At 70.1% G+C, this 15006-nt stretch carries 16 protein-coding genes; 5 read left to right on the forward strand and 11 right to left on the reverse strand.

Annotated features, from left to right (window positions below):
- Positions 1 to 53 precede the first annotated feature (53 nt).
- From AOM45_RS23015 to AOM45_RS23040, 6 genes are all read right to left on the reverse strand, one after another.
- Positions 54 to 1706, reverse strand: a complete 1653-nt coding sequence (locus tag AOM45_RS23015) for a choice-of-anchor B family protein (RefSeq protein WP_030467153.1) — start codon at positions 1704 to 1706, stop codon at positions 54 to 56.
- Positions 1707 to 1844: 138 nt separating this feature from the next.
- Positions 1845 to 2891, reverse strand: a complete 1047-nt coding sequence (locus tag AOM45_RS23020; protein WP_030467154.1) for an ABC transporter ATP-binding protein — start codon at positions 2889 to 2891, stop codon at positions 1845 to 1847.
- Positions 2888 to 3685 (reverse strand): molybdate ABC transporter permease subunit, encoded by a 798-nt coding sequence (gene modB, locus AOM45_RS23025; RefSeq protein ID WP_030467155.1) that lies wholly within the window; start codon positions 3683 to 3685, stop codon positions 2888 to 2890. The genes AOM45_RS23020 and modB overlap by 4 nt, the downstream gene beginning before the upstream one ends.
- A complete protein-coding gene (gene modA / locus AOM45_RS23030) occupies positions 3682 to 4434 on the reverse strand; it encodes a molybdate ABC transporter substrate-binding protein (RefSeq protein WP_030467156.1) in 753 nt (250 codons plus the stop codon). The genes modB and modA overlap by 4 nt, the downstream gene beginning before the upstream one ends.
- Positions 4435 to 4436: 2 nt before the next feature.
- Complete coding sequence (locus AOM45_RS23035; RefSeq protein WP_030467157.1) at positions 4437 to 4835, reverse strand: TOBE domain-containing protein; 399 nt, start codon at positions 4833 to 4835, stop codon at positions 4437 to 4439.
- Positions 4836 to 5136: 301 nt separating this feature from the next.
- Positions 5137 to 5673, reverse strand: coding sequence for a MarR family winged helix-turn-helix transcriptional regulator (locus AOM45_RS23040; protein WP_030467158.1), 537 nt, complete (start codon positions 5671 to 5673; stop codon positions 5137 to 5139).
- 117 nt (positions 5674 to 5790) lie between these two features.
- Between AOM45_RS23040 and AOM45_RS23045 the strand changes: the two genes are divergently transcribed.
- From AOM45_RS23045 to AOM45_RS23065, 5 genes are all read left to right on the forward strand, one after another.
- A complete protein-coding gene (locus tag AOM45_RS23045) occupies positions 5791 to 6171 on the forward strand; it encodes a DoxX family protein (RefSeq protein ID WP_030467159.1) in 381 nt (126 codons plus the stop codon).
- A gap of 125 nt (positions 6172 to 6296) precedes the next feature.
- Positions 6297 to 7175, forward strand: coding sequence for a DODA-type extradiol aromatic ring-opening family dioxygenase (locus tag AOM45_RS23050; RefSeq protein WP_030467160.1), 879 nt, complete (start codon positions 6297 to 6299; stop codon positions 7173 to 7175).
- Between the two features lie 136 nt (positions 7176 to 7311).
- Positions 7312 to 7920, forward strand: a complete 609-nt coding sequence (locus tag AOM45_RS23055; protein WP_030467161.1) for a GTP cyclohydrolase II — start codon at positions 7312 to 7314, stop codon at positions 7918 to 7920.
- Positions 7921 to 7931: 11 nt separating this feature from the next.
- Entirely contained in the window at positions 7932 to 8879 is a 948-nt protein-coding gene (locus AOM45_RS23060) for an NADP-dependent oxidoreductase (protein WP_030467162.1), read from the forward strand.
- Positions 8880 to 8913: 34 nt separating this feature from the next.
- Positions 8914 to 9378, forward strand: coding sequence for a cytidine/deoxycytidylate deaminase family protein (locus tag AOM45_RS23065; RefSeq protein WP_030467163.1), 465 nt, complete (start codon positions 8914 to 8916; stop codon positions 9376 to 9378).
- A gap of 67 nt (positions 9379 to 9445) precedes the next feature.
- Here the strand turns inward: AOM45_RS23065 and AOM45_RS23070 are convergent, their stop codons facing one another.
- The 5 genes from AOM45_RS23070 to AOM45_RS23090 all read right to left on the reverse strand — a co-directional run bounded on the left by AOM45_RS23070 (position 9446) and on the right by AOM45_RS23090 (position 14852).
- On the reverse strand, positions 9446 to 9781 hold the full coding sequence (locus AOM45_RS23070) for a sunset domain-containing protein (RefSeq protein WP_030467164.1): 336 nt from the start codon (positions 9779 to 9781) through the stop codon (positions 9446 to 9448).
- A gap of 8 nt (positions 9782 to 9789) precedes the next feature.
- A complete protein-coding gene (locus AOM45_RS23075; RefSeq protein ID WP_030467165.1) occupies positions 9790 to 10755 on the reverse strand; it encodes an OmpA family protein in 966 nt (321 codons plus the stop codon).
- Positions 10756 to 10843: 88 nt separating this feature from the next.
- Entirely contained in the window at positions 10844 to 12352 is a 1509-nt protein-coding gene (locus tag AOM45_RS23080) for a trypsin-like serine peptidase (protein ID WP_156093775.1), read from the reverse strand.
- 20 nt (positions 12353 to 12372) lie between these two features.
- Positions 12373 to 13563, reverse strand: a complete 1191-nt coding sequence (locus tag AOM45_RS23085; protein ID WP_051783165.1) for a serine/threonine-protein kinase — start codon at positions 13561 to 13563, stop codon at positions 12373 to 12375.
- Positions 13564 to 13718: 155 nt separating this feature from the next.
- Complete coding sequence (locus tag AOM45_RS23090; RefSeq protein ID WP_030467167.1) at positions 13719 to 14852, reverse strand: S1 family peptidase; 1134 nt, start codon at positions 14850 to 14852, stop codon at positions 13719 to 13721.
- Positions 14853 to 15006: the final 154 nt, after the last annotated feature.

The raw sequence follows: 15006 nt of genomic DNA on the forward strand, positions 1-15006 counted from the left end.
GACCACTCCCGGACGGTGCGCGGGCTCCGGGGGAACCCGCGCACGGCCTCATCTCAGAACTGAAGGCTCCACGCGTCGACGTAGCCGACGTCGGCCTTGGCGACGTCCTGCACCTTGAGCTGCCAGGTGCCCGCGGCGTCCTCCGCGGAGGCGTTGACCTCGTAGGTCGTGATCACGTTGTCGCCAGAGTCGTTGCTGGAACCCTTGAGCCGGAACGACGTGCCGTCCGGGGCGACCAGGTCGATCACCAGGTCCCCGCGGTACGGGTGCTTGATGTCCACGTTGACCTTCAGCGCACCCGGCGCCTTGCCGGGGACACCGGAGACGGACACGGACGACGTCACCGCGGCACCCGCGTCGGGGATCTGCACGTCGGTCGTGTTCTCGAACTTCCCACCGGGGGGCGGTGGTTCGACGGTACCGAGGTTGGGCTTCACCACGACCAGGCCCTGCTCGATGCCGTTGACCAGCACGATGCCGCTGGCGAAGTACGGGTAGTTGCTCCACGCCCCGTTGAACTTCGCCTCGTTGGCCGCCGGGTAGATGTCGAAGTACCCGGCCTCGGTCAGCTGCGCCGACGCGACCCCGCTGACGTCGAGGATCCGCAGGCCCGCCTGGTAGTTGGCCTGGAAGGAGTACTTGCCCTTGATGTACTGGTTGTGGTCGATCGCCGTCGCGGGCGAGTTGTAGACGCCGGTGTGCACCGGGTTCGCGAGGCTCGCCAGGTCCCAGATGTAGGTCTTGGTGCGCTTGTCGGTGCCGCGCGACTCGTCCAGCTCGTCGTCGAGCAGGAAGTACCGCTGGTCCTCGGTCAGCCAGCCCTGGTGCGAGTACTGCGCGCCGGAGTAGGCCTTGCGCGAGAGCTGGACCGGGTTCGCCTTGTCGGTCACGTCGACGATCGTCAGCGTGTCCTCGTTGGAGTTGAAGCAGATCTCCCGGCCGCGGTAGGTCGCGTCCGGTCCGCGGTAGATCACGCACTGGTTGTCGTGCGTGTACCCGTCCTGCGACACGCAGCCCGCGTTCTTCGGCGACTTCGGCGTGCGGATGTCGACCATGTGCGGGCCGCCGCTGCACGTGTTGGAGCCGATCGCGTACGCGTACCCGGTCTCCTCGTTGATGGCGATGTTGTGCGCCGGGCCGAAGTCCTTGTAAACGGTGTCGGCGGTGAACGTCTGCGGCGAGGTGATCGTGCGCAGCCTGGTCAGGTCGAACACCTGCATCCCGTGGCCGCTGATGAAGTCGGCGACGATGAACGCGTGGTCCTTGTAGACCTTCATGTCGCGCCAGGTGCTGCTGCCGCCGTTGGACGGCAGGTTGCCCAGGAACTTCGGCGCGGTCGGGGTGCTCACGTCGACGAACGCGGTGCCGTTGGTGCGGCCGACGATCGCGTACTCCTTGCCGGAGGACGAGTCGGTCCAGCCCCAGATGTCGTTGCCGTTGCCGCCGCCCATCGACGACAGCGGCAGGACGCTGAGCAGGTCCACGTTCTTGCAGGGGTAGATGTCGGCCTTGCCGTCGACGCACGGCACACCGGCCGCGGTGTTCGTGACGGCGTGCCGCTCGGCGGGCTGGTAGTCGGCCATGAACGCTCTGGCCGCCGCCTGTCCTTCGGGGGTGTCGGGATCGTGCGCGGACGCACCCGACATCGTGAGGGCGATCGCCGATGCCGTCAGCACCGCGAGCGCCCCCAGGCGCAAGGTCTTCATGAAGTTGGGCTCCTCACGGAAATCCCGGCCGCTCAGGACGCGGACGGGTGCAGGGTTTCCGATCAGCCCGAAGGTAGAAGCTCGCGGTGACGGCTATGAACCCCCGATCGTCTGATCTTCGGGGAGAACTTCCACAGCTCAGACCGGGTACGTGTGCGTCTCGGTCGCCTTCACCGCCGCCCACAACCGATCGCCGGGCCGCAGCCGCAGGTCGGCGACCGTGGCCGTGGTGACGTCCGCGAGCACGGCCGGTGCACCGTCGAGCCGCACGCGGGTCGTGTGCGCGTGCGGCTCGATGCCCGCGACCGTCACCGGCCAGACGTTGCGCGGGCTTCCCGACGGCTGGGCCGAGTAGAGGCTGACGGCGGTGGGAGGGAACGCGATGTGCACCGCGCCCCAGGCGGGCTCGGCGATGGTGAGACGTCCGCCGCCGTCGAGCTCGACCGTCGTGCCGGTCGCGGTGCCGCGGTAGAAGTTCAGGCCCACGAGCTGCGCCACGTAGTCGGTGCGCGGACGGCGGGCGACCTCCGCCGGTGGACCTTCCTGCACGGCGCGGCCGTTCTCCAGGATGATTAGGCGGTCGGCCAGCACCATCGCGTCCAGCGGATCGTGGGTGACGAGGAGCGTGTGACCGGCGTAGTCGGCGAGGTGGCGGCCGAGCTCGGCGCGCACCTGCAGGCGGGTGGCGGCGTCCAGCGCGGCCAGCGGTTCGTCGAGCAGCAACAGGCTCGGGCCGGTGGCGAGGGCGCGGGCGAGCGCGACTCGTTGCGCCTGCCCGCCGGACAACGAGCGGGGCTTCACGTGGGCGTGGCCGTCGAGACCGACGCGGCCGAGCCACTCCCGCGCGATCGTGCGGGCTTCGGCCTTGCGGGTGCCGCGGGCGCGCAGTCCGAACGCGACGTTCTCCAGCGCGCTCAGGTGCGCGAACAGGAGGTAGTCCTGGAAGACCACGCCGATCGGCCGTTCTTCCGGTGGCACGAATGCGTCCGATCCGTCCCAAGTGGACTCCGCGAGTGCGATCCTGCCGTTCGTCAACGGCAGCAGGCCCGCGAGCGCGCGCAACGCCGTGGACTTGCCCGCACCGTTGGGACCGAGCAGCGCGACCACCTCGCCGGGCCCGATGGTGAGCCCGAGGTCGAGGTCGAACGTTCCGCGCGTCACGCGCAGCTCGGCGGTGAGCGTCATGACGGCCCGCTGATCCACCGGTCGCGCAGACCGGCCAGCACACCGACGGACACCAGCAGCAGCACGACACTCAGCACGATCGCCGCGTCCGGATCGGACTCCAGCGCGAGGTAGACGGCGAGCGGCATGGTCGTGGTCTCGCCGGGGAAGTTGCCGGCGAACGTGATCGTCGCACCGAACTCCCCCAGCGCCCGCGCCCAGCACAGCACCGCGCCCGCCACCACGCCGGGCAGCACCGACGGCAGCGTCACGCGCCGGAACGTCAGCCACCGCGACGCGCCGAGGGTCGCCGCCGCCTCCTCGTACCGCGGATCGGCCGCCCGCAGCGCGCCTTCCACGGAGATCACCAGGAACGGCATCGCCACGAACGCCTCGGCCACCACCACTCCGGCCGTGGTGAACGGCAGCGAGATCCCGAACCACGCGTCGAGGTACTGCCCGACCAGACCCTTGCGGCCGAGCACCAACAACAACGCCACACCACCGACGACCGGTGGCAGCACGAGCGGAACCGTCACCAACGCGCGCAAGAACCCGCGTCCGGGCAAGCCACTGCGCGCGAGCAACCACGCCAGCGGGATGCCCAGCGCGAGGCAGCAGATCGTGGCGAGGGAGGCGCAGACGAGCGAAAGCCGCAGCGCCTCACCGACTTCCGCGCTCAGCAACGTCGGCAGCGACGTCCACGGTGTCCTGACGAGCAGCCCTGCCAGCGGGACGAGCAGGAACGCCAGTCCGAGCACCGCGGGCAGGACGAGGACGACGGGCAGCCGCCCTCGGACCTGACGCCGTGTCACGGGCTGCCGAAACCGGCCGCGCCGAGCACCGCGCGTCCCTTGTCCGACAACACGAACTCGACGAACGCCTTGGCCGCGGCCGCGTTGGGCGCCTTGGCGAGCGGCGCGATCGGATAGTCGTTGACGGCCTGGCTCGCCTCGGCGAAGGTGACGCCCTCGACCTTGTCACCGGCGGCCTTGACGTCGGTCCGGTAAACCAGCGCGCCGTCGACCTCACCGAGCGAGACTTTGGTGAGCACCGCCTTGACGTCCTGCTCCAGCGTGTCCGGCGCGGGTGTCACCTTCGCGATCTCGAAGACCTTCTTCGCCGCCGCGCCGCACGGCACCTGCTCGGCGCAGAGGGCGATCTTCTTGCCCGCGTCGGCGAAGCCGGCCAGCGTCGTGATCTTGCCGGGGTTGCCCTTCGGCACGGCGATCGCGAGCTCGTTCCTGGCGAACGTCCTGGGCACGTCCGTGATCGTCTTGGTGTCGGTGACCTGCTTCATGTTCGCCGGCGCCGCGCTGGCGAACACGTCGGCGGGCGCACCCTGGTCGAGCTGCTGCGCGAGCGCCGAGCTGCCGCCGAAGTTGAACTTGACCTTCGTGCCGGGATTCGCGGCCTCGAAGTCCTTGCCCAGCTGGGTGAACGTCTCCGTGAGTGACGCGGCGGCGAACACCGTGACACCACCGGTGATCTTCCCGGAGTCCGATGTCGCGGCCGGCGCGCCGCAACCGGTCAGCAGGAGGGCCAGGACGAGAACGCCGCGCACGATCAGGCCTCCGGGATCTCGACGACCACGTGCGTCGACTTGATGGACGCGACCGCGACGCTGCCGACCTCGAGCCCCAGTTCGTCCGCGGCCTCCCTGCTCATCAGCGACACGACGCGGAACGGGCCGGCCTGCATCTCGACCTGCGCCATCACCCCGTCCTTGAGCACGCGCGTGACGATGCCCCGCATCCGGTTGCGCGCCGACGCGGCAACGGTGACCCCGGGTTCGTTGCTCTCGGAGAGGTGCTGGACGAACGCCGCGAGCTCCTTGCCGTCGACGGCCTTGCGCCCGTTCTCCGACACGGTGGCGTGCAGACGCCCCTGGTCGATCCACCGCCGCACGGTGTCGTCGCTGACCCCCAGGAGGGCAGCGGCCTCGCTGATCCGCAGATTCGGCACGCGCACATCATATGTTCCGATTCTGCGGATGCAAGGCCGCCTGGGAACCGCGTCTCAGGCGAGACCGATCTGGGGAGGACGGGATACGTCACCTGCTCCGCGTGGAGCACGACCGCGCTCGCAGCCCGCGGACTCGCCATTCTCGACCTCTACCGAATCCGCGACGGCAAGGCCGTCGAACACCGGGACGTCCTGAACCCAGTCCCCGAAACCTCAGCCAACAACAACACCATGTTCTGAACTGACCTACCGTCCCGCCACCGCGCGCCGGTCCGCCTCCTCTACGAGAGGCAGGCGCCTGTCATCGTTCGGGTGTGAGGTGGCCGGTCTCGGGGGCGGCGGTGTCGAAGGGCAGCCCGTCGAGGCAGGGGTCGTCGGGGTCGATGGCACGCAGGATGCGGCGGCTGCTGTCGCCCAGCTGGCGCTGCTGCGCCTTGGTGAGGGTGTCGAACACCAGCCGGCGGACTTCGGCGACGTGTCCGGGCGCGGTGGCGACAACCTTGTCCATGCCGGCGTCGGTGAGGATCGCCAGGGTGACGCGCCCATCGGACGGGTCGGGCGTACGGCGCACCCAGCCGCGTTTCTCCAGGCGGGCGACGACCTGCGACAGCCGGGCCAGCGAGCCCTCGGAGAAAGCGGCGAGCACGCTCATCCGCAGGGTGCGCTCGGGTGCCATCGACAGCCCGGCGATGACCTGGTACTCGAAGTGGCTGAGCTGCGCGTCGCGCCGCAGTTGAGCGTCGATTGCCGCGGGCAGGCGGATGAGCATCGCACCCAACGCCAGCCAGTTGCTCAGCTGCTCGTCATCGAGCCAGCGCGGCTCGGCAGGATCACTCATGCCCTCGAGCATAACTTAACCCGTGAATCGAATTACGCACCAAGTCACTTGCGCCTTGAAGTAAAGTGGCCTAGGGTTCACTCAACACGTTAAGTAATCTAGCGGCCGGAGGGCCTCATGAACATCATTTTGTGGATCATCGCCGGTGTGCTCGCCGCCGCGTTCGCCGCCGCCGGCGCGATGAAGCTGACCCAGCCGAAGGAGAAGCTCGCCGCGTCCGGCATGGCCTGGACCGAGGACTTCGGCACCGGCACGGTCAAACTGATCGGCGCCCTGGAAGTCCTCGCTGCCATCGGCCTGATCCTGCCCGCCGCGCTCGGCATCGCCCCGGTCCTGGTGCCGCTCGCCGCACTCGGCCTCGTCCTGGTCATGATCGGCGCGATCGTGACCCACTCCCGCCGCAAGGAAACCCAGGTCATCGGCGTCAACGTGGTCCTGCTGCTGCTCGCCGCCGCGGTTGTCTGGGGCCGCTTCGGCCCGTACTCCTTCGGCTCCTGACCCCTCGAGCCGCCACAACCGTCCGTCCAGTACCGCGGCACTCGAGGAGAGCCCCGTCCCGGTCTGCCCCGGATGGCACACCCCCTCCGACGCTCCCTGCTCCATCGACCACCCGAGGCGCGACCATGACCAGCCGCAGCATCCACGACGTGCTCAACCCCGCCACACCGGCCGGCGCCTACGACGCACTGCTGACCCGCGTGCTACCCCGAGCCCGCGACCACCGCCGGTGGGAGCCGGCCGACGGCCCGCTGCCGTCACTGTTCGTCAGCCACGGCGCCCCACCCACCCTCGACGACCCGCAATGGCTCGACGACCTGTTCACCTGGGGACAGTCCCTCCCGAAACCCCGCGGCATCGTCGTCGTCTCCGCGCACTGGGAGAACGCACCCGCCGCGCTGTCCGCCTCCGCCGCCGGCACCCCGCTCTACTACGACTTCGCCGGCTTCAACCCTCGCTACTACACCCTGCAGTACGCCACCCCGGACGCCACCGACCTCGCCCACCGCATCGCCGGCACCATCCCCAGCCCCGAAGGCGTGCACCAGTTCACCAACCGCGGCCTCGACCACGGCGCCTTCATCCCGCTCATGGCCATGTACCCGGCCGCCGATGTCCCCGTCGTGCAACTGTCCATGCCCGGCCTCCACCCCCAAGCCCTGCTCAGGCTGGGCCAACGGCTCCGCACGCTGCGCGAGGAAGGCATCCTCGTCATCGGCTCCGGCTTCATGACCCACAGCTTCGCCGTCCTGCGCCAACCCGCCCTCGCCGGCTACACCACCGCCTTCGACACCTGGGCCGCCGACGCCATCAGCCGCGGCGACGTCGACACCCTCACCGACTACCGCACCAAAGCTCCCGGCGTCGACATCGTCCACCCGACCGCCGACCACTACGTCCCGCTGCTGCTCACCCTCGGCGCCGCCACCGACCCCAGCACCGCGACCTCGACCATCGACGGCCTCCGCTTCGGCAACTCGATCCGCTCCATCCAGATCGACTGATCCCTGAGGGTTCGCAAAAAAATTCGGCTCTGCCGCTGCTCACGCGCTTGCGCGGCACGATCTCGGTGTCGACACCGAGCGTGGCCGCCGTCGCCGTCCACCAGCGGCTCAGACATCGAGATCACGAGGAGTTCCCATGACGACCGCCACCGTGCGTACCAGGGTCACCGTCCCGCTGCGCTTCGCCGACGGCTACACCGTCACCGCCGACGTGGTCACCTTCAACGGCCTGGCCGACGGCGCCGAGCACCTCGCGATCGTCCTCGGCGACCCCGGCGCCGGCACGCCTCTCGTCCGGATGCATTCCGAATGCCTGACCGGGGACATCTTCGGCTCGGCTCGCTGCGACTGCGGCCCGCAACTGCGCGAGGCGGTGCAACGCATCGAAGGCACCGGCGGGGTGCTGCTCTACCTGCGGCAGGAAGGCCGCGGCATCGGCCTCTACAACAAGCTCGACGCGTACGCCCTGCAGGACGCCGGCTTCGACACCTACCAGGCCAACGTCGCCCTCGGCCTGCCCGAGGACGCCCGCGACTACACCGCCGCCGCCCAGATGCTGGCCGCCCTCGGCATCACCGAGCTCAACCTGCTGACCAACAACCCCGACAAGGTACGGCAGCTGCGCGACCTCGGCGCCGCCGTCGCCGAGACCGTGCCCACCGGCGTGCACGCCACCGAAAGCAACCTGCGCTACCTGCACGCCAAGGTCGAACACACCCACCACACCATTGCCCTGGCCGGCTGAGAGGTAGCGTCGTGAAAGCCGTCGTCGTCACCGATTTCGCCACCGAACCCGTCCTGGCCGACCTGCCCGTTCCCGAGCCCGGCCCCGGCGAGCTCCTGGTCCGCCTGCACGCCGCCGCCGTCAACCCGTTCGACTGGAAGGTCGCCGACGGCGCCCTCAAAGACGCCGTGCCGCACGCCTTCCCCCTGATCCTGGGCTCCGACGGCGCCGGCGTCGTGGAACGCACCGGCCCCGGCGTCACCCGCTTCCAGCCCGGCGACCGCGTCTACGGCCAGTTCATGCACCTCGAACAGGGCCACGGCTCCTACGCCGAATACGCCGTCACCGACCAGAACGGCAAGATCGCCCGGATCCCCGAGGCCTTGCCGCACGCTCTGGCCGCTGCCCTGCCCACCGCGAGTGTCACCGCCTACCAGGCCGTCGAGGCCGCCGAACTCGACGACCGGCACACCCTGCTGATCAACGGCGCGAGCGGCGGCGTCGGCCAGTCGGCCATCCAGTTCGCCGCCCACACGGGCGCCCGGATCCTGGTCACCGGCACCCCCGAACTGGCCGGCTACCTCGAAGACCTCGGCGCGCACACCGTCGTCGACTTCACCCGCTCCCCCACCCACGACCAGGTCGCCGCCCTGCACCCCGACGGCATCGACGCCGTCCTCGACCTGGTCACCCCGGCCGGTGGCGACACCGCCCCGCTGGCCGGCCTGCTACGACCCGGCGGCGTGCTGATCAGCACCAACTACGCCGCCGACCCGGACGCGCTGGCCGCCCGCGGCATCCGCGCCGTCAACCTCGGCAACCAGCCCACCCCCGAGGTCCTGACCACCCTCGCCGACCTCGCCGCCACCGGAGCACTACGCGTCCGCATCACCGCCGAGGTCCCGATCGAACAGGCCCCGGCCGCCGTCGCCCGAGCCCGCACCGGCCACACCCACGGCAAAACGATCATCAACCTCTGACCGCCGGGCCGGCCACGCACACCCTGGAGCCCGCATGAGCCTCCCCACCACCCAACGATCGACCCGCACCGACCGCCTCTTGCTCACCGCGGCGATCGACCTGTCCCGGCTCTCACCACCCGCCCCCACCCACTACGCAGTGGGCGCCCTCCTGGCCGACCACACCGGCACCGTCCTCGCCACCGGATACACCGGCGAAACCGACCCCCACCTGCACGCCGAAGAAGCCGCCCTGGCCAAACTCACCCCAACCGACCGGCCGGTCACCCTCTACACCTCGCTGGAGCCGTGCACCGTACGCAAATCCCGCCCGACACCCTGCACCGACCTGATCCTCACCGCCGGCATCACCCGCGTGGTGCTCGCCCTGCGCGAGCCACTGCTGTTCGCCGACTGCCACGGCGTGGAGACACTCCTGCACAACGGCATCGAGGTGATCGAAATCCCCGACCTGGGACATCGGGTCCACGACATCAACGCCCACCTGTTCCGGCCATAGCCTCAGGGCCGACGCCCAGACGAGGGCACCGAACGAAGGCGCTGGCCTTCAGACAGCGAACTGAACCTCAGGCCTTCACGCGCGCCTTGGTCGTCCACATCCGGTACCCGGCCGCGATCGCCTCCGCCTCGGACGCGAACATCAGGTCGCCCTTCGTCCGCTTGTAGTAAGGCGAATCGGGCGTGTGGTACACGAGCGTCTTGGAATTACCCTTGATGGGCGAGGACTTCACCGGCTCGACCACCACCGGGTCCTCGGCCGCGCGCCGGGGCGCGGGCAGGGCCAGCCGCGGCTTCGGCTGCTCCGTGTGCGCACGGCCGCGCACCGACAGCCACGTCACCAGTGAGCCTGCGCCGAACGCCACCGCGCACAGCACGAACATCTGCCAGAACAACCAGAACACAAGGACTCCTAACGGACCACGACGTCGACCTGGCGGGTGGCCGGGTCGAACTCGCCGTCGGGGGCGGGACGGGTCTCGGTGGCGATCAGCGCGGGCGACACGCCTTGGCCCACGAGCACGTCGCGAACCATCTGCGCGCGCGTGGACGCCATCGCCGGGTCGGTGCCGTGTGCCACCAACGTGATTGAGGCGCGCGGTGCGACCAGAAGCATGCGGGCAACGCGTTCGACGAGCACAGTGCCGTGGCCTTCCCACGCCGTGGTGCCCTGCACGAACCGGATGGAGCCGTTGCCGTTCACCAACCGGTTGATCGAGTCGTGCAGCGCCTCGACGTTCAGGTCGCCGGCCGTCGCGGAAGGCCCGACCTCGATGCGGTCCGTGACCCGCAGACCGCTCGCCGCGTCCGCGAGAGCCTCGCGCACGGCCTTCGCCCGCGTCTCGTCCGGCACGCGGGCGCCGACCGCGATCTGTCCGTTGTGGATCGTCGTGGTCACGTCGGAAACCTTGGCGGACAACGCGGCCGCGACGACCCGTTTCACCACGGCGGGCGGGATCGGCAGCGGGCCGCCGAGCCGGAGCGCTGCCGTGACGCGGTGGTCCTCCGCCGCCACCGCGTCCAGCAGTGCCCGACGTTCGGCGTCGTCGGCCACCGCGCCGGACACCAGGATCTCGGCCCCGCGCACCGCGACGAGCAGCTGCGCGGGACCGGCGGGCCGCACCTCCGCGCTGCCGACGCCGGACACGCTGGAGACGACCGCGCGCACCGCCTCCACCGACCGCGGCGAGACCTCGCTGACGACGACCGAACGGCCGTTGACCTCGACGACGCCGTCGAAACCCGCCTGCGCGAGCGCTGACCGCACCTCGGCGTGCAGCGTCCGTTCAATGCCACCGCCGTGGACGACCACACCGGTGGCGGCGAGCAGCGCGGGCACCAACAGCCCGCCGATCCAAACCGCGTGAGGCAAGCGCACGGCCGAGGGATTACCGGATCTTGGAACCGGAAATCCAATCGCCCCAGTCTTTCGGACCGAACTTCACCCGGTCAGGTGTCCACAGAGGTCAGTCCGGCAGCACCAGCTGGATCTCGCGCTGCAGGCTCGTCGTGACCGACGGGTAGAGGCTGACCTCCCCGTCGGACCACCGGACCAGGACGGAGTTGCCGCGCCCGGACACCACCGTCGCGTGCGTCCACAGGTCGTTCGGCGCCTGGAGCCGGTGCTCCTGCCCGAGCCCGCCCGCGACGTCGGCGTAGAGCGTGAACTCGCCGTCGCTCCACCGCACCAGCAGGTCCGCGGCGCCGGAGCCGGTGTAGAAGCCGCCGCTGATGCTGCGGGCGTGCGTCCAGACGGACTTCGGGGCGGCGAGCTGGGTCTCGTTGCCCAGGCGGTTGCCGGCGATGTCGTTGTAGCGGGTGACCTCACCGTCGTTCCACACCACGACGAGGTCGCGGCCGACTCCGGCGAGGAGCTGGGCGTGGTCGCGCCACAGGGCGTTGGGGGCGGACAGCTGGGTCTCGCCGCCGAACCCGTTCTCGGTCACCGAGCTGTAGTAGGTGACCTCGCCGTCGCTCCACGTCACGGCGAGGCCGCGGTTGACGGTCGCGATGGCCTTGGCGTGGCTCCAGATGGACTTGGGCGCGGCCAGCCGGGTCTCGCCGGAGTAGGGCTTCTGCGGGTCGCTGGTGTCGCCGCCGCGGTAGAGCGTGACCTCGCCGTCGCTCCACTTGACGATCGTGTCGGGCTGCTGGGCGCCGGTGAAGTCGCCGGACGTGATCAGGTCGGCGTGCTTCCAGGTGGCGCCGCTGCCGAGCGGGTAGCCGAGGTTGCCGTTGCCGGGCGGAACCGCCGCCGCGACCGCCTTGTCGTAGACGGCCTTCACGGTGGCGTCGAAGCGGACGCTGTAGTTGCGCGGGTCGGAGGCGGGCAGGTTCTGGCCCTTGCCGCCGATCACGCCGATCAGTTCCTTCGTGCCGCGGTTCATCCACGGCCCGCCGCTGAAGCCGCCGGGGATGCCGGTGCACTGCAGGGTCTGCCAGGAGGCGCCGTCGCGGGAGCTGGTGCTGTCGCACGCGTACGGTTTGTCCTGGTACGTGTTCGTGTCGGACGGGTAGCCGACCACGGTCATCGCCGCGGGCAACGGCGTGTCGATCTTCAGGCGCAACGCCGAGCCGGTCACCTCGGCGACGTTGCGGCCGTTGTGCGGCTCCAGCACGAGGAACGCGAAGTCGTAGGGCGAGCCCGCGCCGTCGATGTCGTTGTTGGTCTTCCAGCGTTCGTCGACGTACGTCGCCACGGCACGCCACGTGCCGTAGGGCGCCTGACCGTCGTGGTAGCCGGGCGTGAAGAAGACGTTCCTTCGGCCGTAGACGCAGTGTGCGGCGGTGGCGACGATGTTGCCCTTGGGGCTCTCGACGATGCTCGCCGAACAGCCGTGCTTGCTCGGGTTGCCCTCGGACAGGGCGCCGATCTCCGGACGCGGGGACGTGACGGCGCTCTTCGGGGTGGCCGCGGCCGCCGTTCCCGGTAACAGGGCGACGACCAGCGCCACCGCTGCGAAAGTTCTCACCATGAGTCGATCATGCCCGAAGATCAGGTACCGCAGCCCTCCGGCGACCACGACTGGTCGCTCGCGTTGCTGCTGTCCGATCGCACGACCCGCACCTGGACGCACAGCGCGCCCGGCGCGTAGAGGTCGAGCGTGGGCGTCTGGGTCGTGCCGGTCTTCAGGTCGTCGTTGGTGCGCCAGGCGAAGGTGTCGGTGGGCAACTGGGACGGGTAGGTCCACGAGAACCGGAGCGTGTTGGAGTCCACGCGCGTGACGGTGACGGTCACCTTGCTCGTCAAGCTGGTCTCACCACCGGCCGCGCTCTGCGGTTGCACCTGCTCCGGCTGTCCCGTCAGACGGTCGTTGTTCTGCAGCAGCAGCACGCTGGTGACGATCAATCCGGAGACGAGGACGGCGGTGCCGGCGTAGATCGGCCACCGCGACCGCCGGCGCGGGGACGGAGCCACAGGCACGACCACGGCATTCCCGGTGGCGGACGTCGGCGCCGACTCGTGCTGGATCTGCCGCAGCCGTCGCGCGAACTCCTCAGCCGACGGCGGACGTGCCGCCGGATCCGCCGCCATCGCCTGGCGCAGCAGGACTTCCAGCGACTCGGGAGCTCTGCCGGTCGGGGGCGGGCTGCCCTGCAGGATGCGTTGCTCCAGCGCGGCGTGCGTGTTGTTGCCGCGCGGCACGACGAACGGCGAGTGCCCGGCGATCAGGTGCCACAGTGTCGCCCCGAGCGAGAAGACGTCCGCGCGGACGCCGTGGCTGCCGCTGGTGAGCACCTCGGGGGCCGTCCAGGGGAGCCGGTCCCTGCCGAGCACTCCGAAGTCGGTGAGGCACGCGTTGCCGTGCTCGTCCAGCAGGACGTTGGCGGGCTTGACGTCGCGGTGCACCACGCCGGCCTGGTGCGCGACGTGCAGCGCGTCCGCGACCTGCACGCCGATGTCCACCGCGCGCTCGAAGCGCATCGGTGCCGCGGCGGCGAGATCGCCGTTCGGGTAGTGCTTCATCACGAGGTACAGCACGCCGGCGCCGGTCCGCCCGGCCCGGTGCACGGTGACGATGCCGGGGTGCCCGAGTCCGAGCACCGTTCTCAGCTCGGCCGCGCGCGCCGGACCGGCGAGCAGCTTCACCGCGACCTCGCCGTGCGCGTCGCGGTACAGATGAACGTTCTTGCCGAGCGGTCGGACGTACCGGAAGCCGGGGATCTCCGGTAACTCCTCTGTCATTCGCCACCTCGTTGCCAACGGCATCGGTCCGGGTGGCCCCGCCCACCCGATGTGACTGAGTAATCCACCTCGAGTCGACTGTCAACCGTCAACCACCTGTTGAGACGGCCGGACCGGCTGTCCACCGCCAAGTGGCGGACAGCCGGATCAGGTGATTACGCCGTGTGCAGCGTCAGCCCGTAGACGCTCAGGATCTCGTTGATCGGCTGGAACCACGTGCGGCCGCCACTCGAGCAGTTGCCGTAGCCGCCGGACGTCACGCCCTGCGCCTGGTCGCCGGTGATGAACGAACCGCCGGAGTCGCCGCCCTCGGCGCACACGCTCGTACCCGCCATCTGGTGCACGTCACCCTGTTCGTAGCGGATGGTCTCGTTGCGGCTCTGGATCACGCCGCAGTGCCAGTGCGTCGTCGAGCCCGAGCGGCACACGGAGGTACCGACCGGCGCCTCCCAGGAGCCGCGCACCAGGGCGTCGCTCACCTGTCCCCAGCCGAGCACGACGGGCACGGTCCACCAGCCACCGCCGGTGCGGACCCAGCCGTAGTCGTTGCCGGGGAAGGAAGAACCGACGAACTCGCCCTGCCAGGACCGGTCCCAGCCGTAGACGTTCCAGGCGCCAACGTTGCAGTGCCCGGCGGTCACGTAGCCGCCGTACACGGAGAACCCGATCGAGCACCGCACGTTGCCGGTGTAGAACGGGTCGCCGCCGACGGTGCCCGCCGCGAACGGCTTCGGCTGCTGGACCCCTTCGGTGCGCACGGTGATCGTGCCGAGCTGACGTGCCTTGTCCAGGAACGCGGCGACCTCGGCGGTCTGCTTGCCGGCCTCGACGTTCACCACGACCGTTCCGGTGCGCGGGTCGGGGTGCCAGCTCGCGACCGCGCGCGGCACGGCACCGGTGGCGGACAGGGCGTCGAGGCGGTTCTTCTGAGCCGCCATCGATCCGGCCGAGCGGCCGACGACCGCGGTGTCCGCGCCGACGGCCTCGACCCGGCGGGCGGCCGCCTGGTCGGTGACGGCGACGACCAGCCTGTTGCGGGCCTCGTCGAACCAGCTGCCCGCGTAGGCGGTGCCGGCTTCGGCTTCCGCGCGCGGTGCGAGCACCGACGCGCGCTGTTCTTTCTCCAGACGTAGTCGAGCCTGCTGTTCGGTCAGGCCGAACGCCGAGGTCATCGCGGTGAGCAAGCCGGGTGACATCTCTTTCGCGGACGCCTGGGCAGGAGCGGTGAAGGTCGACCCGACGAGTACGAGTGCCAGCGCGGGAACGATTCTGGGCAGGGTGAAGCGCATGCTCTTCTCCTTGTCCGTACAGGGATCGCTGCCCGCCCAGTGGCGAGCAGCGGCGAACATGAGAGCGCTCCCAAGGTGCAGCAGGCAGACCTCGGCGGTCAACGGCTGACACAAGACCTGTCCTGTCCGGTTCCTGCCCGGACAGACGGAAACG

The organism is Lentzea aerocolonigenes, from assembly GCF_000974445.1.
GTDB classification, from domain to species: domain Bacteria; phylum Actinomycetota; class Actinomycetes; order Mycobacteriales; family Pseudonocardiaceae; genus Lentzea; species Lentzea aerocolonigenes.